The sequence below is a fragment of the Nitrosospira sp. CT genome, from assembly GCF_059489795.1.
Map to the genome: position 1 here is coordinate 1 of NZ_JCAHZJ010000018.1, position 23,026 is coordinate 23,026.

At 54.3% G+C, this 23,026-nt stretch carries 20 protein-coding genes, 1 other RNA gene and 1 pseudogene; 8 read left to right on the forward strand and 14 right to left on the reverse strand.

What is annotated here, in order from left to right; genetic code table 11:
- Window positions 1–440 precede the first annotated feature (440 nt).
- Window positions 441–1,241: a tetratricopeptide repeat protein gene (locus AC52W5_RS03145; RefSeq protein WP_495669940.1), complete on the forward strand. Its 801-nt coding sequence runs from the start codon at window positions 441–443 to the stop codon at window positions 1,239–1,241.
- 260 nt (window positions 1,242–1,501) lie between these two features.
- On the opposite strand, the gene AC52W5_RS03150 is transcribed toward AC52W5_RS03145, so the two are convergent.
- From AC52W5_RS03150 to AC52W5_RS03195, 10 genes are all read right to left on the reverse strand, one after another.
- Window positions 1,502–1,873: a hypothetical protein gene (locus tag AC52W5_RS03150; RefSeq protein WP_495669941.1), complete on the reverse strand. Its 372-nt coding sequence runs from the start codon at window positions 1,871–1,873 to the stop codon at window positions 1,502–1,504.
- Window positions 1,860–3,626 (reverse strand): DUF927 domain-containing protein, encoded by a 1,767-nt coding sequence (locus AC52W5_RS03155; protein WP_495669942.1) that lies wholly within the window; start codon window positions 3,624–3,626, stop codon window positions 1,860–1,862. The genes AC52W5_RS03150 and AC52W5_RS03155 overlap by 14 nt, the downstream gene beginning before the upstream one ends.
- 10 nt (window positions 3,627–3,636) lie before the next feature.
- A complete protein-coding gene (locus AC52W5_RS03160) occupies window positions 3,637–3,888 on the reverse strand; it encodes a helix-turn-helix transcriptional regulator (RefSeq protein WP_495669943.1) in 252 nt (83 codons plus the stop codon).
- A 144-nt stretch (window positions 3,889–4,032) separates the two neighbouring features.
- Complete coding sequence (locus tag AC52W5_RS03165) at window positions 4,033–4,626, reverse strand: hypothetical protein (protein WP_495669944.1); 594 nt, start codon at window positions 4,624–4,626, stop codon at window positions 4,033–4,035.
- An 8-nt stretch (window positions 4,627–4,634) separates the two neighbouring features.
- Window positions 4,635–5,846, reverse strand: coding sequence for a tyrosine-type recombinase/integrase (locus AC52W5_RS03170; RefSeq protein ID WP_495669945.1), 1,212 nt, complete (start codon window positions 5,844–5,846; stop codon window positions 4,635–4,637).
- A gap of 163 nt (window positions 5,847–6,009) precedes the next feature.
- Window positions 6,010–6,371, reverse strand: a transfer-messenger RNA (tmRNA) gene (gene ssrA / locus AC52W5_RS03175).
- A gap of 324 nt (window positions 6,372–6,695) precedes the next feature.
- Window positions 6,696–7,343, reverse strand: coding sequence for an HAD-IA family hydrolase (locus tag AC52W5_RS03180; RefSeq protein WP_495669946.1), 648 nt, complete (start codon window positions 7,341–7,343; stop codon window positions 6,696–6,698).
- A 120-nt stretch (window positions 7,344–7,463) separates the two neighbouring features.
- Window positions 7,464–8,183, reverse strand: a complete 720-nt coding sequence (ubiG, locus tag AC52W5_RS03185) for a bifunctional 2-polyprenyl-6-hydroxyphenol methylase/3-demethylubiquinol 3-O-methyltransferase UbiG (protein ID WP_177219729.1) — start codon at window positions 8,181–8,183, stop codon at window positions 7,464–7,466.
- Entirely contained in the window at window positions 8,180–9,526 is a 1,347-nt protein-coding gene (locus AC52W5_RS03190) for a TRZ/ATZ family hydrolase (protein ID WP_495669962.1), read from the reverse strand. The genes ubiG and AC52W5_RS03190 overlap by 4 nt, the downstream gene beginning before the upstream one ends.
- An 80-nt stretch (window positions 9,527–9,606) precedes the next feature.
- Window positions 9,607–10,284: an OmpA family protein gene (locus AC52W5_RS03195; RefSeq protein ID WP_074974876.1), complete on the reverse strand. Its 678-nt coding sequence runs from the start codon at window positions 10,282–10,284 to the stop codon at window positions 9,607–9,609.
- A 298-nt stretch (window positions 10,285–10,582) separates the two neighbouring features.
- Here AC52W5_RS03195 and gyrA point away from each other — a divergent pair, with 298 nt between their 5' ends.
- The 7 genes from gyrA to AC52W5_RS03230 all read left to right on the forward strand — a co-directional run bounded on the left by gyrA (window position 10,583) and on the right by AC52W5_RS03230 (window position 20,081).
- Window positions 10,583–13,168 (forward strand): DNA gyrase subunit A, encoded by a 2,586-nt coding sequence (gyrA, locus tag AC52W5_RS03200; RefSeq protein WP_495669947.1) that lies wholly within the window; start codon window positions 10,583–10,585, stop codon window positions 13,166–13,168.
- Window positions 13,169–13,213: 45 nt separating this feature from the next.
- A complete protein-coding gene (gene serC / locus AC52W5_RS03205; protein WP_113067604.1) occupies window positions 13,214–14,302 on the forward strand; it encodes a 3-phosphoserine/phosphohydroxythreonine transaminase in 1,089 nt (362 codons plus the stop codon).
- Window positions 14,295–15,494 carry a phosphoglycerate dehydrogenase gene (locus AC52W5_RS03210; protein WP_495669948.1) on the forward strand — a complete coding sequence of 400 codons (1,200 nt, stop codon included), beginning with the start codon at window positions 14,295–14,297 and terminating at the stop codon, window positions 15,492–15,494. The genes serC and AC52W5_RS03210 overlap by 8 nt, the downstream gene beginning before the upstream one ends.
- Before the next feature lie 56 nt (window positions 15,495–15,550).
- Window positions 15,551–16,618 carry a prephenate dehydratase gene (gene pheA, locus AC52W5_RS03215; RefSeq protein ID WP_495669949.1) on the forward strand — a complete coding sequence of 356 codons (1,068 nt, stop codon included), beginning with the start codon at window positions 15,551–15,553 and terminating at the stop codon, window positions 16,616–16,618.
- Between the two features lie 294 nt (window positions 16,619–16,912).
- Window positions 16,913–18,091 (forward strand): histidinol-phosphate transaminase, encoded by a 1,179-nt coding sequence (gene hisC / locus AC52W5_RS03220; RefSeq protein WP_074974781.1) that lies wholly within the window; start codon window positions 16,913–16,915, stop codon window positions 18,089–18,091.
- A complete protein-coding gene (gene aroF / locus AC52W5_RS03225) occupies window positions 18,088–19,104 on the forward strand; it encodes a 3-deoxy-7-phosphoheptulonate synthase (protein WP_495669950.1) in 1,017 nt (338 codons plus the stop codon). The genes hisC and aroF overlap by 4 nt, the downstream gene beginning before the upstream one ends.
- An 86-nt stretch (window positions 19,105–19,190) precedes the next feature.
- Complete coding sequence (locus AC52W5_RS03230; protein WP_495669951.1) at window positions 19,191–20,081, forward strand: prephenate dehydrogenase; 891 nt, start codon at window positions 19,191–19,193, stop codon at window positions 20,079–20,081.
- 19 nt (window positions 20,082–20,100) lie between these two features.
- Here the strand turns inward: AC52W5_RS03230 and AC52W5_RS03235 are convergent, their stop codons facing one another.
- The 4 genes and pseudogenes from AC52W5_RS03235 to lpxA form a co-directional block, all read right to left on the reverse strand.
- Window positions 20,101–20,391, reverse strand: coding sequence for an encapsulin-associated ferritin-like protein (locus tag AC52W5_RS03235; RefSeq protein WP_074744780.1), 291 nt, complete (start codon window positions 20,389–20,391; stop codon window positions 20,101–20,103).
- Window positions 20,392–20,421: 30 nt separating this feature from the next.
- Window positions 20,422–21,030 (reverse strand): hypothetical protein, encoded by a 609-nt coding sequence (locus AC52W5_RS03240; RefSeq protein WP_495669952.1) that lies wholly within the window; start codon window positions 21,028–21,030, stop codon window positions 20,422–20,424.
- On the reverse strand, window positions 21,020–22,045 hold the full coding sequence (locus AC52W5_RS03245; protein WP_495669953.1) for a PEP-CTERM sorting domain-containing protein: 1,026 nt from the start codon (window positions 22,043–22,045) through the stop codon (window positions 21,020–21,022). Before AC52W5_RS03245 ends, AC52W5_RS03240 begins: the two co-directional genes overlap by 11 nt.
- A 137-nt stretch (window positions 22,046–22,182) precedes the next feature.
- Window positions 22,183–22,963 (reverse strand): annotated as a pseudogene (lpxA, locus tag AC52W5_RS03250) (acyl-ACP--UDP-N-acetylglucosamine O-acyltransferase).
- Window positions 22,964–23,026: the final 63 nt, after the last annotated feature.

The following is a 23,026-nucleotide window of genomic DNA, read 5'->3' on the forward strand; positions in this document are numbered from 1 at the left end:
CATTGCAGTGGGCAACCCCTGCTGAATTTGCCCGTCAGGCAAGGGAAAACACCTTGTCCGGCAGGCCAAAGGAGCCGGAATTTTCCATTTTAGACCGGTACTGATTTCGGGGGCGGGTCAAGAGCCGGAATTTTCCATTTTAGACCGGTACTGATTTCGGGGGCGGGTCAAAACTGGGACTTTGCTAGAACGCCCCTGGCACTACTACCGGGGGCACATCAGGGGATCAAAATTCAGTTTGCCGCTTTTCAGGGAATTTTAGCAGGGTATGATCATGTCTATCACAGCACCAAACCCAAGAAAGGCGCGGCGTCTCAGGCTTATGACAACCCCGAGTTAGGGAGAGAGTCAGGAGCCAGCCGAGTTTGGGCGCTAAACTGTCGCCCTATAAAAAAGTTGAGCGTCTTGGCCCGCACATTTAGAACATTATGCAGAAGATCATGGATATCGTCAGTCAATTTATACCCGTTTTAGTTGGGCTTCCCCGCTGGGCTCAGCTCTTCTTCTTTGCGGTTCTGCTACAAATTCTTCTGCTGTTCTTCGTGATGTTCTTCTATTATATTTCTGGGCAAGCGCCTTCCGCACGAGAGACCAACGCTGGTGATTCGACCGTTCAGAAGACTACCAAATCTGCCACCTCGACTGCGCCGGGCCCTTTAGACAAAAGTGTGGGCGCGGACGAGCAAAAGCGTGACGTAAATGCCTCGCCGGAGATGGTCCTCGACAAGGCAGCAGAGCGCAACGACCCTGCTGTTGCAACAACACTAGCGAACCTCGCGACTCTGTATGAAGCACAAGGGAAATATCGCGATGCGGAGGAGGTTTGGAAGCGGGTTCTTTCTATCAAAGAACGAGCATTTGGTCGGATACATCCTGACTTTGCACTAACGTTGCAATCCCTCGCAAACCTTTATGTCCGGACAGGTCGTTTCCAAGAAGCAGAAACTCTTCAGATAGAGGCTCTGCATACCTTCGAAAAAGCCTACGGGCCGCATCATCCTGAAACGGCATCCGCCCTTAATGCCCTCGCTGGCATAAACCTTAAGACCGCAAACTATGGGGAAGCCGCTCACTTGATCGAACGCGCCCTGGAGATTCGGAGTAGAAGCTTGGGGCCTGAAGATCCGGCATTGATCCCGCTCCTTGAAAACCTTGCAGACGTTTATCGCAAAGCTGGCGATCAGGAGAAGGTAGAGCGCATAGAGGCTAAGATCAAACTTCTACGTGGAAAAAAGAATTGAAGTCTTCGACGGTGGGCAGGGTGGTCGCTATGCGATCGCTTAACCCCAGCTTCCACAACACGGACGACCCGCAAGCAGGAGAGTGCCGGTGAAGTTGTACGTTGGGCCTCTACTTTGAAGAAGGTTTGGCGGCCCGTTTAGTATCGGGAACAAACCATCGAGACTGGCGGATATTGACAAGTATAAGTTTTCTCGGGATTTTGCATTTGTTATATCGTAGTCGCCGGGATCTTACGTGGAACGACTGGGGCAACTATCCTTTAATCGGTAACAGCGGTAACAATTCGCATTACGACGCGCGCAACACCCAATTCATTGGGTATCCGTGTTACCGTAAAACGGTACCGGTTCGAATATACCCGGTAACGGTGGTAACGTTCACAGAAGTAAAATACATTAAATGTCCCCCTGTTACGGTTACCGTTACAGTAAGGGCGGCTGATGCATTCCTGTAACGGTAACAGGAGTACGATGCGGTAAAGATTTTCGGTAACGAGATTTCCTGTAACGGAATAGCGCGTTACCGGCAAGTGTAGTGTGGTAACACTGGAGTAACCGCAGCTAATTAAGCCTGTATTGGCTGTTACCGCATTACCGCCGTTACATCGGTAATCGCGCTTACTCTCCCTCATCCCGATACCGGAAAACGTAGACTCTAGATGAACCTAATCCAGGGAGCCGCACAACTTGTGAGGGCTTCTTGTCGTTACCGGGAAGCAGCAATCCCGCTTCTATCAAGACGCTCTTAACAGTCTTTTCATCAAAGCCATGGCAGACCTCGCGGCGGAATGTTTCCGGCAATACAAGAAACTCTCGCCCCTCATTTACCCCATTCCGGTAGAAGCCTGCCCGTTTGAGGATACGCTGGTCGATTGGGGCCTTGATATCTTCAAAGCGGCTTGCGCCGCGCGTCTCGAAGAAACCCCGAACCTGGGCAAGTATGGCGCGCTCTTCGCGGTTGCCGCTACCGCCAAAAGCTTCCATCCAGGCGGCAAAGCATTTGCGGGCAGCTTGAATAGCTTCGCCTTCCGGCCAGCCTGTCAACTTACAGCGGGTCGCTAGTTCACCGGCCATGGCAACCAGTGCAAAACGTCGGGCTACCCGCTCTACCTGCCCTGCCGCATTCATCGGTACTATCTCCGTTACGAACCGCGTGATTTGTTCCGGGATGACCTCTTTGAGGCTAATCCTCTTCTTTACGAGGTATTGCAACCATTCCTTACCCGTCGTGCCGTGATATTTGGCCGAGGCTTCCTTGATTGCTAACGCCAAGGCAGCTGCATTGGCATATCCATGCAATGTCTCGAATATACCCATACCCGAGCCAGCATCGGCCTCTATATCCGCAAGACGGATTTCCTGTCCGGCAGTCGATTGTTTGCCTGCTTGGGCCATGACGGCGGAAAGGGATGTTTCACCCGCGCTCAAGAACAGCAGCCGCCAGCGTTGGCTTGAGCGGGCAAAGTCATTGCGTGAGGCTCTGGCTTTGCCTTGACCATTTGCCAGCAGGTAAGCTGCCTCTCCCGCATCTTTTGGCTCGATCTGCCCAATTTCATCCAGGATCAGCAAGCCATCATTGTGCAACGTTGCCAATCCTTCCAACCCATTTACTGTGCCGCGCCACAGCCGCACATAAGCTGAAGGGTTGCCCCATACGGAAGCGGCAAGCTTCAATGCTGTGGATTTGCCGGAGGATGACGCGCCGCGCAAATGAAAGCCGCCAGAATCTTCCCCGGCAATTTCAGCCAATGCGCCTGCAAAAGCAATGGATAGCGCAAATACAAGGCGTGTATTGCCTGCTGCTAATGCTGCCACAGAATCACGCCATTCTTCTGCCGTGCCTGATTCCGCATATGCGGGTTCAATTGCGTGCAAGTTTTGAAACACTACAAGCTCTTGAGCTTCCCCAATTGCACCGGCAGGCGTAACAAAGGTATTGCCGTGCCAGCCCAGACGATCGGCGCACCGCGCTCGTGCTTCTACCGGCCATACCTTGATGTAGGCACTCAGTAGACTACGAGCAAATTGGTTAGGCGAGATATGCAAGCCAAGGCGGGCAAGCTCGCGTCTTACATCCGTGCCATCACTCTCCAGGAGTTCGAGCGGCATTGCCCATTGATGGATATGTCCATCATCATCCTGCCATTCCAACAGTCGCCCCCATTCCCCACTCTTCTCATCTCGTGTTTTGGCAATTACCCGTAGAGGGGCGCAAATCCATTGAGGTTGTTGCGCGTTGTCGTCTTTGTCTCTACCGTGGAAATGGACCCCTGTTTCTGCGAGTTCAAAGCGTCCACTCCCGTATGAGCATGAAGTTATAGGGGCAGTCGTTGAGTTTTGGGTTGGCGCGAGGGGCGCGATTTGTGCTGTGCTGATATTTTGCATCGCCATCCCCTCACAATACCTTGCCAGCCGTTTTACGGGCAGCTTCCAGCTTGATTACCAATTCCCTTATTTCATCATCACTCTTGCCAGCAATGCGGGCAGCGTTAATGGCGGCAACTTCGCCAGCAGGCCAGCCTACAGAGCGCGGGCCAAGTCTCACTGGTTTGGGCCAGAGTCCTTGTTGAATGCGAAGATAAATGGTTGAACGGGATGCGCCGGACTCGGCTTTAACAGCAGGAAGTCTTAGGATTGCTTGAACCATGTTTGTACCTCTTTAGGTGTTGTTGAACATGGTTGGCAATTAAATAGCACAAGCGAATAAGATAATACGCGCGGTAGGTCGCGGGTATTCGGGGTGAATTACGTGGAAAGCCGCTCTAGTATTGGCTTTGTGGGGCGCGGGGAACTATTTGCGCGGGCCGGTTGGAAGACCGTCAGCGCGGAGGATGGTAGCCATGATTTCGGCGGTGCGCTCAGACACGCCTTCCCCTTTTAGCCAGTCGATGACTTGCTGATTGGTAGGCGCGGTGCTCGCGTCTGCCGGGTCGTAGTTGCTCCAGAAACGCTGAGCGACACCAGCAAGCTTTCGCAGTAAATGCGTTTCGTGTCTGCCCCAAGGCCAATCGAGATTACTGAGGGTGATGGATTCAGGCTGCCAGGGGAATTGTGGGGGAATCGGGTACTGTATGCTTTTAACCCAGGTGGCGAAGTTTGAAAGCTTGATTTCGCTCTCTTCCAATCCTTCCTCACTGCGTGAAAGCAGTTTCAAGGTTCCGTTAGCGCCAATGCTGGCCTTAGCCATGGCGATCAAATCCTCGAATTGCCGGGGCGGTTCCTTGAGCAGCCGTGCAAGTTGCGGTTGGTCAAATAGTTGGAAATTGCCTGGATCAAGATCGCAAGCTAAGGCAACAGCCTGCCACAGTCTTGCCTGTTTGACTGATTTCCAGTTATCCCAATTTGGCTTGCGAAGTCCCCAAGGCCAGGCATTGTCTTCAGTCATTATTTGACTTAGGCCACGCCGTGCAAGGGAATTATTTCGGCACCGACCTTCAGCTTGTCCAGGTAATCCGCCCATTGCTGCATCATCTTATGGCGTTCGGCCAAATGAGCGGTACGGTTATAGGCGCGGCCATTGGGGTCTCTTACCGAATGGGCTAACTGGTGTTCGATAAAGTCAGGGCGAACACCTAGCACTTCATCAAGAATGGTTCGTGCCATGGCGCGAAAACCATGTCCGCTCATTTCTTCCTTGTCTATGCCCATGCGTCGCAGTGCCGCCAGAATTGCATTATCACTCATGGGTCGGCCATTGGTGCGCGCACCAGGAAACACGAAGCGGCTTCTGCCGGTTAAAGCTTGCAGTTCCTTGAGTATTTCTACCGCCTGCGTTGAAAGCGGAACAATGTGCGGGGTATTGGTCTTGGTGACGGTATAGCGCCACTCCGCCCCATCCAGGTCTATATCCTTCCATTCGGCTTTGCGCAGCTCTCCAGGGCGCACAAATACCAGCGGGGCAAGGCGCAATGCGCAACGTACAACGTGAGAACCGGTATAGCCATCGATTGCCCGCAGCAATGCACCTACCTGCTTAGGTTCGGTAATCGCAGCAAAATGTTCTCCCTTTACTGGAGGAAGGGCACCCCTTAAATCAGCGGAAATGTCTCGGGTAGCACGTCCGGTTGCTATGGCATAGCGAAAGACTTGTCCGCAGTTACCGAGTGCGCGGTGTGCCGTTTCCAATGCACCCCGATTCTCTATACGGCGAAGCGCTGCCAGCAATTCGGGCGCGGCTATCTCTGCAATAGGCTTGCTGCCTATCCAGGGGAATATGTCGCGCTCGAACCGGCGAATAATGCGCTCGCCATGGCTCTCATTCCAGGTCGGAGAATACTTCGCATACCACTCCCTGGTGACGACTTCGAAGCTGTTTGCAGTCTTTTCCAGTTTGACGGCTTTGACCGCTTTACGGTTTTCGGCTGGATCGACATCGGAAGCAAGGAGCTTGCGCGCTTCATCACGGCGATTACGGGCTTCCTTCAAGCTCACGTCAGGATAGACGCCCATGGAGAGGGTTTTGCGTTTGCCGCCATAGCGGTAATCAAAGCGCCACCAGCGGGAACCATTCGGTTTTAATAACAGATAGAGGCCGCACTCATCTGCTAGTTTCAGAGGCTTGTCAGCAGGCTTGCTATTGCGAATGGCGGTGTCGGTAAGTGCCATGACGGTAACTCCAGTTGGAGGTAACTCTATTACCGTCAAGTTTACTGTCAGTTACCGTCGGATTACAATAGATGAGTTTGGATTTGTTTGGACAACAAAAAACCCGCAAGCCTTTATTCATGCGGGTTTTCTGGATTTCTTTGGATTATTTTGGACTATCAATTGGTGGAGGCGGCGGGAATTGAACCCGCGTCCGCAAGTCCTCTACAGGCAGTTCTACATACTTAGCCATGTTTTTTGATTTAACCTGGCATCCGTCAACCGGCGAACTGATGACAGGCGAGTTACCTATTGTTTAGCGCCCTGTAAAGTAACCCTACAAAGCGCGATCCTCGTTAATGGCTCCGCTGCCTGTTGCCAGACCCGGCGTTGAGGCCCACCGGTGCGGAGTCCAGCCGGATTTAAGCGGCTAGAGCGTAGTTTTCGTCGTTTGCGACTATTGGTTTCCAGATGTATTTACGAGGTAACTGGTCCTCGGTATGCCCTGCTCTGCTTTGCAACCCACGTCGAAGCCAGGTCGCCCCCGGCATTCTGTATTACTGCCAGTTAGATGACTGCGAACCGGAAGAGTTCAACGGAGAGCGCTACGTATTAATCCCGCGGCACACCTCAAAGATTCTCTTGATTCGCAGCAATACTATGGCCGGGATTATACCCAATATTGTCTGGGGAGAGAACTCAAACCCATTCCCTGATTGTCGTTACCGAATAGCTATGTCTTCGAGGAAGAAATCTGGTCTTGGCACCATTCCCCTTCTAAAAGCTCAAGATCAGGGCGAACGGCGATGAAAGGCCGACATGACTCTCTCTCCCTGCAAGGGAGAGAGAGCATTTTGGGCGGACGAATTTTTACAAATATCTGAGCAGTTCTTCCGGCCGGTCTATGAGGTATCTTGCGCCCCAGGTTTCGGGGGCGCCTACATTGCCGAGATAGCCGTATCTGGCAATGATGGGTTCCATGCCGGCAGCGAGGCTGGCCTGGACGTCGCGCAGGTCGTCGCCCAGGTAAATGCATTCTTCCGGCGGAACGGCTATTGCTCCGCTTGCAGTCAGCAGGGGCTCAGGATGGGGTTTGGAGTGCGTGGTATCGCCTCCGCTGATAAGGCAGGAAGCACGATTGCCCAAACCCAGCGCCTCCATGAGTGGCACGGAAAAACGGGCAGGTTTGTTGGTGACGATGCCCCAGATCATGCCCCGGTCATCGAGTTGGTCGAGGAGATCTGCGATACCTGCGAATAAAGAGGTTTCGCGGCAGAGATGTTCCGCGTAGAAGTCGAGGAATTCGGCGCGCATGGCGTCATATCCGGCGTCCCCCGGCTTGATGTTGAATCCAAGGCACAACAGGCCGCGCGCGCCCGCTGAAGCTTCGGTGCGGATGAGCTCCAATGGCAGGGGTGGCAGCCCGCGGGCAATGCGCTGCCGATTCAGGGCGTACCCGAGATCGGGTGCGGTATCGGCAAGCGTTCCGTCGAGATCGAAGAGGATGGCGTTAATCATGAAAGAGGCATGGACACGAACCGGGGAAATAAAGAGGGGATGCCAATCCAGATAAGATGTAACCGATGATCGGACAGGCAGAAAATGATCGCTTGAGTCTGGCCCTGGAGCGTGAGGATTTCAGGCGCGCAGTGCCATGATGTAGTTGACGTCGGTATCCTGTCCCAGGGAGTACACTTTGGTGAGGGGATTGTAGCTCATGCCGATTACTTCCTGCACATCCAGCCCTGCTTCGCGGGCCATGCGCCCAAGTTCAGACGGCTTGATGAATTTGGCATAGTCGTGCGTCCCGCGCGGCAGCAGATTCAACACGTATTCCGCGCCGATCACAGCAAACAGGTACGATTTTGGGTTGCGATTGATGGTCGAGAAGAACACCCAGCCGCCGGGCCTGGTGAGTTCCGCGCAGGCTCTTACCGTGCTGACCGGATCCGGCACATGCTCCAGCATTTCCATGCAGGTGACCACATCGTAATGATGCGGCTGCTCCGCGGCGAGCGCTTCCACGGCGATTTTACGGTAATTGACTTTATTCCCGCTTTCCAGCAGGTGCAGCTTTGCCACCTTCAGCGCCTTGTCACCCAGATCGATGCCGGTCACAAGCGCGCCACTCTCCGCCATGCTTTCAGACAGGATACCCCCGCCACAGCCAACATCCAGGACAGCTTTACCCGCCAGGCGGGCATAGCGGTCTATGTAACCCAGCCGCAGCGGGTTGATCTCATGCAGCGGCTTGAACTCGCTGTTGGGGTCCCACCAGCGATGCGCGAGCTGGTTGAATTTTTCCAGTTCCAGCAGATCAACGTTGACACTGCTATTTTCGATTTCTTTATCCATCATTTTTCGTGAACTGCTATCACGCCCGTTGTCATTTGTTCCCGCCAGAATTCGGCCCTGTGCACCAATTCTTCCCGGTCCAGCGTAGGCAATTCCCCGTCACGCAGCAGCATTTTACCATTTACCCACACATGACTCACGTGTTCACGTCCGGCAGCATAGACAAGATGGGAAACAGGATCATAGCAGGGCACCATATCAAGACTGGAGAAATCCACTGCGGCAATGTCCGCAGCTTTGCCTGGAACAAGGGAACCGATACGGTCTCCCAATCCTAAAGCCTTGGCCCCGTTGAGCGTGGCCATTTGCAGCACCTGCCACGCAGGCATCACTTCTGCCCTGCCGCTTTGTCCTTTTGCCAGCAGTGCCGCAAGCCGCATTTCCTCGAATATCTTGAGGCGGCTGTTACTTGCGGCGCTATCCGTTCCCAGTCCCACGTTGACTCCTGCTTCGGTAAGAGCGGCAACGGGCGCGAGTCCGCTGGCATGTTTCAGGTTGGAAGAAGGGCAATGGGCTACGGAACAGCCTTGCTGCGCCAGCAGTTCGATTTCCCCCTCGGTAAGATGCACCATGTGCACCGCAATCAGATTGGGACCGAGCAGCCCGAGCTTGTGCATGCGCTCAAGCGGGCGCATTCCGTAGCTTTTCAGGCTGTTGCTGATTTCATCCCCGGTTTCGTGCAGATGAATGTGAATGGGCACATCCAGCTGCTCCGCATAGGTGAGAACCCGGGACAAATTTTTGTCACCTACCGTGTAAGGCGCATGCGGGGCAAAACAGAATGACAGGAGGGGGTGCGAGTTGTAATCGTCGCGCAGCGCCAGGCCCTTGGTCAGATAGTCGTCAGGATCGCTTGCGTAGGCGGTGGGAAAGTCGATTGCGATCATGCCGATGCTGGCGCGCATGCCCGAGGCCAGGGCGGCGCGAGCCGTTGCTTCCGGAAACAGGTACATGTCATTGAAACAGGTGACTCCGCCCTGCAACATCTCGGCACATGCCAGGCGGGTACCATCGAAAACAAAACCTGCCTCCACGTGCTTCGCTTCCGCCGGCCAGATATGGTTGGTTAGCCACTCCATCAAAGGCAGGCCATCTGCCATCCCTCGCATCAGCGACATGGCCGCGTGCGTATGAAGATTTATCAGGCCGGGAATGAGCGCATGCCTGTTCAGCACGACACGTTCGCACGGCTCGAATTGTACGTGTGCTTCATCGCGGGGCAGGATTGCGCGAATCATGCCCTGGTCAATTGCAATGGCATGATCATGAAACACTGCACCTGCGGGCTCAACCGGGATTACCCAGCGCGCCTCCAGCAAGGTATCAATTTTTACCGGATCCACCATCATCGCCGAAGCTTAGCAAAAAAAAACCCTGCCGCGACGGCAGGGTCTGATTTTTTTGTATTTTTTGTATGTGAATCGAATTATTGTATCGTTTCCTTGGTACCGGCGACTTCAACTTCGACGCGGCGGTCGGGTTGCAGACATGCAATCAGAGCCTTCGTCCTCTTGTTACCCTTGCAGGTATCGCCCGTTACAGGATTGGCTTCGCCCTTGCCGTCGATGAAGATGCGATCAGCCGGAATGCCTTTTTCGTTGACCAGATAAGCCTTGACGGATTCAGCGCGGCGCATGGAAAGTTTCTTGTTATACGCGTCGCTGCCGAGGCGGTCGGCATATCCGATGGCAACGATGGTGTCGTATTGAACGCCGCCGAGCTTGGTCACGAGATCATCCAGGGTCTGTTTGCCTTCGGGTCTCAGGTTGGCCTTGTCGAAATCGAACAGTTGATCGGCGGAAAGCGAGATTTTTTCAGGTTCAGTGTAAACAGGAGCAGGAGCAGGGGCAGGAGCGGGTTCTGGAGCAGGGGCTTCGACTTTTTTCTCGGGTTTTGGCAGCAGGTCAGGATCGCACTCATAGATCGCCATTGCAGGTGTCCAATAACCGGTGCGCCAACAGTCTCCGGAAGAATCTCTGACTACCTCGCCAACGCTATCGACCGCGTAGGCCTCAGGTATCTCCTGAGCCATAGCGACGCCTGAAAACAGCATTGGCAAAACAGCCGCTCCAAGCAAGAATTTTTTCGTTACTGTATTTTTCATGCTATGCCCCTTTTTAGAAAAACTAAGATTCAAGATCAGATCATCCCTGTAAGTCATGCAAATGAAAAGACTAAGCCATCTCATTATAGCAGGCCCATCATCGCATAATCGCGCTTCGATTATGTATTCATATATTTGTCCTTGTCAAATGGGGGTGTTGCAATCGGCATGAAAACTGGCCTTTCGGGGTGACTCCCATACAGGTGGCATGCTAAAATGGGGGGCTTTATGTGCCGATATCAGGAAAGAAATATATCCTCGATATGTTCCCGCAAGTTCCTGCCTCCCTTCAAAAGTAATGGATCAATTCGCGAAAGAAACCCTGCCGATCAGCCTCGAAGAGGAGATGCGCCGCTCCTATCTCGACTACGCCATGAGCGTCATCGTGGGACGCGCATTACCCGATGTGCGCGACGGCCTGAAACCGGTGCATCGCCGGGTGCTATTCGCTATGCATGAACTCTCCAATGACTGGAACCGCCCCTACAAAAAATCGGCGCGCATTGTCGGTGATGTCATCGGTAAATACCACCCCCACGGTGATACCGCCGTATATGACACTATAGTAAGGATGGCGCAGAATTTCTCGCTGCGCTACATGCTCGTGGATGGACAGGGTAATTTTGGCTCCGTGGATGGCGACAATCCGGCGGCAATGCGTTATACCGAAATCCGCATGTCGCGCATCGCGCATGAGATGTTGGCCGATCTGGATAAAGAAACGGTTGACTTCGGCCCTAACTACGACGGGACCGAGAAAGAACCGCTGATCCTGCCGACCAAAATCCCGAACCTGCTTATCAATGGTTCGTCCGGCATTGCGGTGGGCATGGCAACCAATATTCCACCGCATAACCTGAATGAAGTGACGGATGCCTGCCTCGCCCTGCTGAAGGATCCCGAAATCGCTATTGACGATCTGATCGACCTGATACCGGGCCCGGACTTTCCCACCGCCGCCCTGATCTACGGCGTGACTGGCGTAAGGGAAGGCTATCGCACGGGCCGTGGGCGCGTGGTTATGCGCGCGCGCACTCACTTCGAGGATATGGAAAAAGGGGGCGGACGCCAGAGCATCATTATCGATGAGCTGCCCTACCAGGTAAACAAGGCCAATCTGCTTGTCCGTATCGGAGAATTGGTGCGGGAGAAGAAAATCGAAGGCATTTCCGATTTGCGCGACGAATCGGATAAATCGGGGATGCGTGTGGTTATCGAACTGCGCCGCGGGGAAGTACCCGAGGTGGTGCTGAACAATCTCTATAAAGAAACGCAAATGCAGGACACCTTCGGCATGAACATGGTGGCCCTGCTTGACGGGCAGCCGCGCCTGCTGAATTTGAAGCAGATGCTGGAGGCATTCTTGCGCCACCGGCGCGAGGTTGTTACGCGTCGCAGCGTGTTCGAGTTGAAAAAGGCGCGTGAACGCGGCCACCTGCTGGAGGGACTCGCCGTCGCATTATCCAATGTGGATGAAGTGATTGCCCTGATCAAGGCGGCGCAAACGCCTGCAGCAGCCAAGGAAGCATTGATGTCGCGAGTGTGGCGCTCGCAACTGGTGGAGCAAATGCTGGCGCGCGCTGCAGTGGATGCGAAACAATTCCGTCCCGAGGGCCTGGCGCCCGAATATGGGTTATTCGATGACGGTTATCACCTTTCCGATGCGCAGGCGCAGGCTATACTGGAATTGCGCCTGCAACGCCTGACAGGGCTCGAGCAGGACAAGATTGTCAGCGAATATAAGGATGTAATGGAAAGAATAGCCGACCTTCTCGACATTCTTGCCCGGCCGAAGCGCATCACGGCCATTATCACCCAGGAACTTGTTGCCATGAAGCAACAGTTTGGTGATAAACGCCGCAGCGAGATCGTCATCAATACTCAGGATCTGAGCATGGAGGACCTGATCGCATCCGAGGATGTGGTCGTGACCCTATCGCACAATGGGTACATCAAGTCCCAGCCGCTCGACGACTACCGGGCGCAAAAACGGGGCGGCCGCGGAAAGCAGGCCACGGGCACCAAAGATGATGATTTCATCGACAACCTGTTTATCGCCAATACGCACGACTACATCCTTTGTTTTTCCAGCCGGGGGAGGGTCTACTGGATCAAGGTGTACTCCGTGCCGCGGGGAGGGCGCGCTTCCCGCGGCAAGCCTATCGTCAACCTGGTGCAACTCGAACGCGGCGAGAAGATCAATGCCATTCTTCCGGTAAAGACATTCGATGACAACCGTTATGTATTTATGGCAACCTCCTTCGGTACAGTGAAAAAAACACCCCTGTCGGAGTTTTCGCGACCGCGCGCGAGTGGCATCATAGCGGTAGGTCTCGACGAGGATGATTTTCTGATCGGCGTGGCGCTGACCGAGGGCAAGCATGATGTGATGCTCTTCTCCGATGGCGGGAAAGCGGTGCGTTTCGACGAGAATGACGTACGCCCGATGGGACGGGGCGCGCGGGGGGTGCGCGGGATGACGCTGGGCAAGGGGCAAAAGGTGATCTCGCTGGTGGTAGCCGAGAGCGAGGAGCAGGCAGTGCTGACCGCAACCGAGAATGGCTATGGCAAACGCACTCCCATCAGCGAATACACTCGTCACGGGCGTGGTTCGCAGGGCATGATCGCGATCAAGACGACCGAGCGAAACGGCAAGGTCGTGGCGGCACGGCTCGTGCGCGAGGATGACGAAATCATGCTCATCACGACCGGGGGCGTGCTGATCCGCACACGGGTGAAAGAGGTTCGCGAGATGAGCCGGGCAACGCAGGGCGTGATACTGATCAACCCGGATGAGGGTGAGAAACTTGCCGGACTGGAAAGGGTCGTGGAAACTGACGAAGCGCCAGGATTAGGGGAAGGCTTAGCCACGGATCAGCCGTGAAACAGCCAGGGTAAGGAACGCATAAGGAATTCATAAGGAACTCCGATGGAACCCATCTATAACTTCAGTGCAGGTCCGGCGGTATTACCGAAGGAAGTTTTGCAGCAGGCGCGCGACGAAATGCTCGACTGGCACGGCAGCGGCATGTCGGTGATGGAGATGAGCCACCGCGGCAAGGAATTCATGTCGATCGCAGCGAGGCTCGAGGCGGATTTGCGGGAATTGGCCGGTATCCCTGCCAACTATAAGGTGCTCTTTTTGTCCGGCGGCGCTTCCAGCCAGTTCGCAATGGTGCCAATGAACCTGTTGCGCGGCAAAAAAAGCGCCAACTATATCAATACTGGCCAGTGGTCCACGAAAGCGATCAAGGAAGCGAAAAAATATTGTTCCGTTCACGTTGCAGCTTCCTCGGAAGATGCAAATTTTACGTATGCCCCCACGCAGGATAAATGGGACATCGATCCGGATGGGGCCTATCTGCATTACACGCCCAATGAGACGATTGGCGGAGTGGAGTTCAACTGGATTCCGGACTTGCCGGGTACCGATATGCCCCTGGTAGCGGACATTTCTTCCGCCTTTATGTCACGCCCCCTGGATGTAAGCAGGTTTGGGCTGATTTATGCCGGCACGCAGAAAAACGTAGGTCCCGCAGGTCTGTGTATTGTCATCGTGCGCGAGGATCTGATAGGAACAACCGTGTCGGGCACACCGACCATGTTCGATTACAGGATTCACGCCGATAACGATTCCATGTACAACACGCCGCCGACTTATGCCATGTATATTACGGGGCTGGTGGTGGAGTGGCTGAAACAGAAGGGCGGGCTTCAGGCAATGGAGAAAATTAACATTGCCAAGGCGCGCCTGCTGTATGACTTCCTGGACACTACTGATTTTTATCATTGCCCCGTGGCAAAACCCGACCGGTCGCGCATGAATGTGCCGTTCACTTTAAAAGACCCGGCGCTCGATGAAGAGTTTCTGAAACAGGCGCGAACCCGCGGCCTCATCCAGTTGAAAGGCCATCGTTCTGTCGGCGGAATGCGCGCTTCGATATACAACGCAATGCCGCTTGAAGGCGTAAAGGTTCTGGTGGAATTCATGAAAGAATTTGCGAGCAATCATGCCTGAACGTGCACATAAAATTTTCCGGATACTGACGCTCAACCAGATTTCGCCGCTGGGCCTCAAGCTTTTTGATTCCGGCCATTATAAAGTGGGCAGCGATACAGCCGAGCCCGATGCGATTCTGGTGCGCTCCCACAACCTGCTGGACATGGATATTCCTTCCAGTGTGAAAGCAATAGGCCGGGCTGGGGCAGGCACGAACAACGTACCGGTCAGCGCCATGAACCTGCGCGGCGTGCCTGTTTTCAACGCCCCGGGGGCGAATGCCAACGCGGTCAAGGAACTGGTGCTGGCGGGCCTGCTGATCGCCTCCCGCAATCTGATTCCGGCGATTCATTTCACCGAGAAACTGGAAGGCGATAACGAGACCCTGAACAAGCTGGCCGAAAACGGCAAGAAACAGTTCGCGGGGACCGAATTGCCGGGGCGCACTCTGGGCATTGTCGGTTTGGGCGCTATAGGACGCCTGGTGGCTGATGCAGCGCTTCGGCTGGGCATGAAGGTGATGGGGTACGACCCCAATATCACTGTGGACGCAGCCTGGAACCTGTCTTCAGAGGTCAAGCGAGCGGAAAGCATTGAAGCTCTGCTGCGCAACAGCGAGTTTGTAACACTGCACGTACCCCTAGTGGACTCGACCCGCCACCTCGTCAACCGGCAGGTTGTGCAAAGCATGAGAAACAGTACAATTCTGCTCAACTTTTCGCGTGACGGCATCGTGGATGAAAATGCCGTACTCGAAGGAATCGAGATGGGGAAGATAAAATATTACGTGAGCGATTTCCCCAGCGAAAAACTTCAACATCATGCAAGGGTGATCACCTTGCCGCACTTGGGTGCATCCACACAGGAAGCGGAAGAGAATTGCGCGGTGATGGTGACGAGGCAGGTAATCGATTATCTGGAGAACGGCGGTATTACCAATGCAGTCAACTTCCCCAATATAGCAATGGAGCGGGAATCCCCTTATCGACTGGCCGTTGCGAATGCCAACGTACCGAACATGGTGGGCCAAATTTCAACCGCCATGGCGAAAGCCGGTCTCAATATCCACACCATGGGCAACAAGTCCCGCGGCGAAATGGCCTATACCCTGGTGGATGTCGATAGTCCGATACCACAAAAAACGATCGACGAGATTGCGGCGATAAAGGGCGTGCTGAATGTGCGCTACCTGCCCATACCGGCCAAATAACTGCCATCTCAGTCTATGGCTTTGGCAGGCACGGTTCAAGACAAAATTATCTCCCGATGACCGCTCAACTCAAACAGCTCCGCGACAAGATAGATGCAATCGACAGCGAGCTCCTGAAACTGGTGAGCGCGCGGGCAGATATCGCACGCGAAATCGGAGAAATCAAGAATGGCACTGCGTATCGGCCCGAACGTGAAGCTCAGGTGCTGGCGCGAATGCGCGAACTGAACCCGGGACCCCTGGAGAATGAACAGGTTGCGCGGTTATTTACGGAGATCATGTCTCTCTGTCGATCCATGGAAGAACCTCTGACGATCGCATATCTTGGGCCGAGAGGCACGTTTTCCGAAGAGGCCGCACTCAAGCGTTTCGGTAGCGTTGTGACTTCCCTGCCGTGCAATTCGATAGATGACGTATTTCGCAAGGTGGAAGCCGGCAAGGCGGATTATGGTGTTGTGCCGGTAGAGAACTCGACCGAAGGCGCAGTGGGCAGATCGCTCGATCTGTTGCTGCAAACGCGGTTGAAGGTGTGCGGCGAAGTGGCGCTGGCCATACATCAGCTTCTGCTGGCGCATCATGCCGACCTTGCACGCATTCGCAGGATTTACTCTCATCCTCAATCGTTTTCCCAGTGTCACGAGTGGCTCAATGCCAATCTGCCCCATTTACCCGCGTCGGCAAGAATCAACGCCGCAAGCAATGCGGATGCCGCGAGACTGGCGGCGGAAGATGAAAGCGCCGCGGCAGTGGCGGGAAAAAAGGCAGGAGAAGTATATGGCCTCACTGTCTGTGCCGAGAACATCGAGGATGATCCCAATAATACGACGCGCTTCCTGATAATAGGCGAGCAGGAAGTTGCACCTTCCGGCAGGGATAAGACATCGCTGGTAACGTCGGTCAGGAATTGCCCGGGCGCCATACATGAGCTACTGGCCCCGTTCGCCCATCATGGAGTCAGCATGACCCGGCTTGAATCGCGTCCGTCCCGTGCGGGTTTATGGGAATACGTGTTTTTCGTGGATGTCGAAGGCCACCAGCAGGAGCCGAAAGTCTCTCAGGCGCTGCGCGAGCTGGTGGGAAAAGCAGCGTTTCTCAAAGTGCTCGGTTCATATCCCGCAGCCTGACCCTGCTCTTCTGTTTTCTCACAAACCTCCATGCGCTATCACGAAATCCCATACCCGTAAAGTGAGCCCGTGCGATGATTCTGTTACCCTGCGAAAAATTCAACGTCATATCATTGCGACTCCGAATCCCGGAATCCCTGGTATCCCTGCGGGCGCGGCCATGACGAAGATTTGCCTATGGCCAAGAAACGGGTTATTGCAAGCATGAATCCATGCTTTTTGTGCGATTGCCTGTCTCGTTGACGGTTATTATTTTCTGCTTTTTCTTTCCTCTGCAATTCACGGTACCATCTTATGAATATTTGCGATCTCGCTCCTGCGTATATCCGCGCCATCAGTCCCTATCAGCCCGGCAAGCCTATTTCTGAACTGGCGCGGGAGATGGGGATGGATGAACAGTCCATCATCAAGCTTGCGTCCAATGAAAACCCCCTGGGAACCAGTCCAATGGCTCTGAACGCAATGAGCAAGGCGCTCGGCGAGGTTTCGTTGTATCCGGACGGAAGTGGTTTTGAACTGAAAACAGCTTTATCTGAGCGCTACGGCGTGACCAGCGATCAGATCGTGCTGGGCAACGGTTCCAACGACGTTCTGGAGTTGGCCGCCCGCGTATTCCTGAAGCCGGGAGCTTCGACCGTTTATTCGCAGCATGCCTTTGCGGTTTATCCACTGGTAACGAAAGCAGTGGGTGGAATCGGCATTTCCGTTCCCGCGAGGAACTATGGACATGATCTTGACGGCATGCTGGATGCCGTGGCGCCTGAAACACGGGTTGTATTTATTGCCAATCCCAACAATCCCACCGGCACCCTGCTGCCTGCCGATGATGTACTGCGCTTTCTCGAGCGTGTGTCCCCGGATGTGCTGGTCGTACTCGATGAAGCATACAACGAGTACCTGCCACCCGCCCTCAAGGGAGATAGCATTGCATGGCTGAAGCAGTTTCCCAATCTCCTCATTACCCGCACCTTCTCCAAAGCTTACGGCATGGCAGGCGTGCGCGTCGGCTTCGGCCTTGCGCATCCTCAAGTTGCCGGTCTGATGAACCGTGTGCGCCAGCCATTCAACGTCAACAATATCGGTCTCGCCGGCGCGGTGGCTGCGCTGCAGGATGAGGAGTTCGTAAAGCGTTCTTATGCGCTCAATCAGGCAGGCATGCTGCAGATCGTCACCGGACTGCGCCAGATGGGAATCGAGTACATTCCATCCTACGGAAATTTCCTGAGCTTTCGGGTGCCGGGCGATGTGAAAGCAGTAAATGAGAGCCTATTGAGGCAGGGCGTGATTGTCCGCCCCATCAGCATCTATGAAATGCCGGAACATCTCCGGGTAACTGTCGGGCTGGAACCTGAAAATGAGAAATTCCTGAAATCGCTGGCAATAGCGCTGGAGACGGCGGGAGGGGCAGCAGCAGACATAATACCGGAGATGACGGTGAGAGTCTCCCAGGTTGCGGCGGGGGGATCAGCGTGATTATTGTCATGAATAACGGCGCCACCGAAGAGCAGATCGACACGGTGGTTGCAAAAATTCGAAGCTTCGATCTCGACGCGAACGTTTCGCGCGGCACCGAGCGCACCGTAATCGGTGCAATTGGCGATGAGCGCAAGCTCAGCCCTGAAATATTCGATACTCTGAGCGGTGTCGAATATTCGATGCATATCGTCAAGCAGTACAAGATCGTGTCGCGCGAATGGCACAAGGATAATTCGATAATCAATGTGGGGGGCGTGCCGATTGGCGGCGATCAGGTGCAGGTGATTGGAGGCCCCTGTTCGGTGGAAACGCAGGAGCAGATGGATTCGGCGGCACAACATGTCGCGGATGCGGGCTGCCAGCTGATGCGTGGGGGCGCCTTCAAGCCCCGCACCAGTCCCTATACCTTCCAGGGCAATGGCGAAGAAGGATTGAAAATGTTCCGCAGGGCTGCGGGCAAGCACAACCTCCGGATCGTCACGGAATTGATGGATGCGCGCATGCTGGACACTTTCCTTGAGTATGACGTGGATGTGATCCAGATCGGTACACGCAGCATGCAGAACTTCGAACTTTTGAAAGAAGTGGGGCGCATCAACAAGCCCGTGATACTGAAGCGCGGCATGTCCGCAACCGTTTCCGAATGGCTCATGGCGGCAGAATACATCGCCGCAGGAGGCAACCATAACATCATTTTCTGCGAACGCGGCATACGCACCTTTGAAACTGCTTATCGCAACGTAATGGATGTAACATGCATCCCCGTGCTGAAAAAAGAAACGCACTTGCCGGTAATCGTCGATCCCTCCCATGCGGGGGGGAAGGCATGGATGGTGTCCGCCCTGGCGCGCGCGGCAGTCGCAGCGGGAGCGGATGGCCTGCTGGTGGAGATGCATCCTAACCCATGCGAAGCCTGGTGCGACGCAGATCAGGCATTGAATCCCGAGGAATTTCGTGATCTGATGGGATCGCTGAAAGGAATAGCGGCAGTAATCGGACGAAGTCTTTGATGAATAGCTGGATACAGGTAGCAGCCATGCAAGGCTCTCCGTGACATCAACCGCTCACACAAACCGATTCCGACGATGACACTATCGTGATCCACAAACTGGTGGTTATCGGCGTGGGCCTGATCGGTGGCTCATTCGCGCTCGCATTGCGCAAGGCAGGTGTGGTCAGGCATATCACCGGCGTTGGTCGCAGCAGGGAAAACATGCGACGGGCCTTCACGCTGGGCGAGATAGACGAGATTGCCAGCGACATTGAATCAGCCTTGAAGGATGCGGATCTGGTGTTCCTCGCTGTGCCCGTCGGACAAACCGGTGAAATCATGGCGCAGATATTCCCATATCTTGCGTCCTCCACCATCGTGACAGATGCGGGCAGCACCAAGCAGGATGTGGTAGCGGCAGCACATTCCCATCTCGCCCCTCATCTGAAAAATTTTGTTCCCGGACATCCCGTTGCCGGTGCTGAAAAGAGTGGAGCAGGCGCAGCCAATGCAGATCTGTTTCGCGGCAAAAATGTTGTACTGACGCCCCTCAAGGAAACCAGCCGGGAGGCAACGCAAAAGGTAACGGAATTATGGGAGGCTTGCGGCGCGCGGGTTTCCCGGATGAGTGCGACCCGGCACGACGAGATATTGGCTGCTGTCAGCCATCTCCCCCATGTTCTTGCCTTTGCGCTGATGAATCATGTCGTCTCTGCCGGAGCCGATGGAAGCAATGACGCGCATGACAACGAACTGCTGCGCTTTGCCGGCAGCGGCTTCCGCGATTCGACGCGTATCGCTGGCAGCTCTCCCGAGATGTGGCGGGACATATGTCTTGGCAACCGGGAGGCGCTGCTCAACCAGATCGATGCGTACCAGAAGGAATTGACAGCCGTGCGTGGAATGCTGGCGCATGGCGATGGTGATGCGCTCGAAAGATTTTTCGCAAATGCACGCAGCGCAAGGGAACGCTGGCTGAAAAGCTTGCCCAGATAAATCGATGGGTCATCATTGATTATGATTTGTGGGCGATGGGCTTGTCAGTGAACAGATAGTCTCTCATTTCCATCGAAAAGACCGGATCCTTACGGCGAATCCATTCGAGCACCATCGCCGCATGCTCCTTTTCCTCATCACGGTTATGCGCAAGGATTGCCTTGAGCTCCTCGTCCTTGCAGGAATCCACACGCTGGTTATACCAGTCTATCGCTTCCAGTTCTTCCATCAGCGAGACGATCGCCTTGTGCATGTCTCGTGTTTCGTCGGAGAGCTCCTCAATGGGTTCGTGGTAACCCTCATTTGCCATGCTACCTCCTCTTTCTAATGCTTTCCGCGTCTATTTCTGCTTCACCTGCTTCTCAATATCATCAAAAACGCGATTGACGATATTCTCCAGATCATACGGACCATCACCTCCATATGTAACACATTTTTCATAGCCGGTCACTGCAAAGCAGATGCGTGTGCTCCCTGCATCCATCATGCGCAATGCAGAAGTCGCAATCATTCCATCGTCCTTGAGAAAGACAGAATAGCGCGCGGTGTAGTGCGAAGGAAGTTCAAAGAAACGAATCCTGTAAAGCTCGTTCAGGAGGGCAACCAGTGCGCTGGTAGAGTAGGAAATTTGCAGAAATTCTTCCCCTTGTTCGAATGCAGCCGTTCCCTTGCCCGACAGGCTAACCCGACGAACTGGAAAGGCCGCCTTGCCAGACTGCCGGGTCAGATGGAGATTGACCTCCTGGATAGGATAAGCGAGTGGAGGACCATCAGGTCCCAAGGTGCGTTCGCCTGCCATGGACGCTGACCCGGCAAAAAACAATATGAAAACAGGGAGCAGTCTGACGGGGAAAATCCGGTGCGAGGGCGATAGTGCTTGGCAAGTCAGACTGCAAAGCCGCCGCAGCGCAACGGCACGAAAAATTATTCCGGCAGAATCACTGGTCATGGCGCTTTTTGCGCCGTGTTACCCAGCCCAGTAATCCCAATCCGGCCAGCATCATCGCGTAGGTCTCCGGTTCGGGCACAGCCGTTACCGTATATCCAATATCATGAAGAATGCCGATCTCGACCGCGCTGTAGTCGCGGGCATAAGGTCCCGTATCAGAAGCGGCCAGCATCATCATTCCCGCATAAGCGCTATTATTATCATCCAGGTGAGAAACACTGCTCCCCTCCTCCCACGGGGATGGGGTATATAGACCTACTGGATTACCCCCGTTTGCCGCCCTGGCGTTGGGTCCATCGAAGAACAGACCTCCTGCGGGACTTGGCCCCCCCACGCTGCCCGCATCCCAGACCGTCTCGTTGATCGCGAAAGTTGTGGGATCAATGACCGGTGTGCCGTTCTTGTCCACTATGTGGCTATCGAAGGCGCTCCAGCTTCCTGCGTCCCGTGTACCGAGAAGCGGATCGCCAAATTGCCCTATGGACGAAGAGAAGCCAAGCGTATGGGTAAATTCATGAAACATCGTGGAGTAGAAGTCATACCGCTCACTCGAAACCGGCGCGTTGAAGCCAAGCTCCCAGTTGTTCCCAAAGTTGATGTCCAGAGAGCCATCGGGTCTGCTCCCGTTGGGATCAATGCCTGTCTGGAGTTTATCGCGCACGACTTCGTCAAGATTGAAGCCTACTCCACGATCGACATATTCACTTCCGGCCGATGCCAGGGTATCACCCTGCGGACTATTAGTCGCCGTCGCTTCCAACACGATAGTGCCTGAGTTGGTGAAGTGGCTGCCAAACATTTTAGAGAATTCAGTGGCAGCGGTGTTAAGCGCAGCTTGTCGACCGGAACCATTTACGGGATCAAGAAACCCCGTACCCGGCGCATCCTTGTATACAAACTGAAAGTTGATGTCCGCATACGCAACGAAACTGAACGACAGGCAGCCAGCAAACAATCCTCCGTTAACTACTGCCCGCGTTACCTGTGCAATCGCTTTCTGTTTTTGATTCTTCATATGACGATTCTCCCGCTCAGATTGTGATTCAGTAAATCGCGTTTCACCTCGGCAATAAAGACAAATAATACTGCTGTTCTACCAATTTTCAAAAAAAACTGCAAAATCGAGGCGGATTTGATCAGATACTATTAAGTTTACCGGATAATTCCATGTCCGCGCACGGAAATGAAATCAAGAAAACGCTGGACAGACGGTGTACCGCTAGCAAGCTGCATGAGTTGCACTTCCGCTTCTTTCAAAGGGAGGCCGGCTCGGTATATCAGCTTGTAAGCACTTTTCAGTGCGCGAATAGTGGATTCGGAAAATCCCCGGCGCTTGAGCTCCCTCCAGTTGAGGCCGTAAGGCACCCCTGGATTCCCTGCCGCCAGGATATAAGGCGGCAAATCCTGAGTCAACACGGTGCCTAAACCGGCAAAGCTGTAGGCGCCCACGCGAACGAACTGATGAACGGAGGTGAATCCCGCGAGTCCCGCGTAATCGCCCACCTGGACGTGGCCAGCCAAAGAAGCGTTATTGGTAAAAGTCGTGAAGCTACCCACCTGGCAATCATGCGCCAGATGGACGTAAGCCATCATGAAATTGTCATTCTTGAGGCGGGTAACACCTGCGCCTTGGGGTGCCCCGGTTGAAAGTGCAAAACTCCCGAATCGTGTTTCGATCGCCTATTTCCAGCCGCGTAGGTTCGCCCTTGTATTTCTTGTCCTGCGGCTCATCTCCCAGCGAGCAGAACTGGAAAATCCGGTTATTGCAACCGATACGCGTATGCCCCCTTATGACGACATGCGACCCGATCCAGGTATTGTCGCCAACCGTGACATGCTCTTCCACAATGGAATAAGCCCCGACAGTTACGCCCGAGCCGAGTTGTGCTGCAGGATGGACAAAGGCTGTCGGGTGGATACTGGCTTCCCTCATGAATCAGTCCTGCTTAAAAACTTGAACCCATACGATCGCTGATACTTCGTATACTTTAGACAT

Coding starts and splice junctions, on each gene's coding strand:
- AC52W5_RS03145 (WP_495669940.1), top strand. CDS start 441: ATGGATATCGTCAGTCAATTTATACCCGTTTTAGTTGGGCTTCCCCGC.
- AC52W5_RS03150 (WP_495669941.1), bottom strand. CDS start 1,873: ATGAGGGAGAGTAAGCGCGATTACCGATGTAACGGCGGTAATGCGGTA.
- AC52W5_RS03155 (WP_495669942.1), bottom strand. CDS start 3,626: ATGCAAAATATCAGCACAGCACAAATCGCGCCCCTCGCGCCAACCCAA.
- AC52W5_RS03160 (WP_495669943.1), bottom strand. CDS start 3,888: ATGGTTCAAGCAATCCTAAGACTTCCTGCTGTTAAAGCCGAGTCCGGC.
- AC52W5_RS03165 (WP_495669944.1), bottom strand. CDS start 4,626: ATGACTGAAGACAATGCCTGGCCTTGGGGACTTCGCAAGCCAAATTGG.
- AC52W5_RS03170 (WP_495669945.1), bottom strand. CDS start 5,846: ATGGCACTTACCGACACCGCCATTCGCAATAGCAAGCCTGCTGACAAG.
- AC52W5_RS03180 (WP_495669946.1), bottom strand. CDS start 7,343: ATGATTAACGCCATCCTCTTCGATCTCGACGGAACGCTTGCCGATACC.
- ubiG (WP_177219729.1), bottom strand. CDS start 8,183: ATGATGGATAAAGAAATCGAAAATAGCAGTGTCAACGTTGATCTGCTG.
- AC52W5_RS03190 (WP_495669962.1), bottom strand. CDS start 9,526: ATGGTGGATCCGGTAAAAATTGATACCTTGCTGGAGGCGCGCTGGGTA.
- AC52W5_RS03195 (WP_074974876.1), bottom strand. CDS start 10,284: ATGAAAAATACAGTAACGAAAAAATTCTTGCTTGGAGCGGCTGTTTTG.
- gyrA (WP_495669947.1), top strand. CDS start 10,583: ATGGATCAATTCGCGAAAGAAACCCTGCCGATCAGCCTCGAAGAGGAG.
- serC (WP_113067604.1), top strand. CDS start 13,214: ATGGAACCCATCTATAACTTCAGTGCAGGTCCGGCGGTATTACCGAAG.
- AC52W5_RS03210 (WP_495669948.1), top strand. CDS start 14,295: ATGCCTGAACGTGCACATAAAATTTTCCGGATACTGACGCTCAACCAG.
- pheA (WP_495669949.1), top strand. CDS start 15,551: ATGACCGCTCAACTCAAACAGCTCCGCGACAAGATAGATGCAATCGAC.
- hisC (WP_074974781.1), top strand. CDS start 16,913: ATGAATATTTGCGATCTCGCTCCTGCGTATATCCGCGCCATCAGTCCC.
- AC52W5_RS03235 (WP_074744780.1), bottom strand. CDS start 20,391: ATGGCAAATGAGGGTTACCACGAACCCATTGAGGAGCTCTCCGACGAA.
- AC52W5_RS03240 (WP_495669952.1), bottom strand. CDS start 21,030: ATGACCAGTGATTCTGCCGGAATAATTTTTCGTGCCGTTGCGCTGCGG.
- AC52W5_RS03245 (WP_495669953.1), bottom strand. CDS start 22,045: ATGAAGAATCAAAAACAGAAAGCGATTGCACAGGTAACGCGGGCAGTA.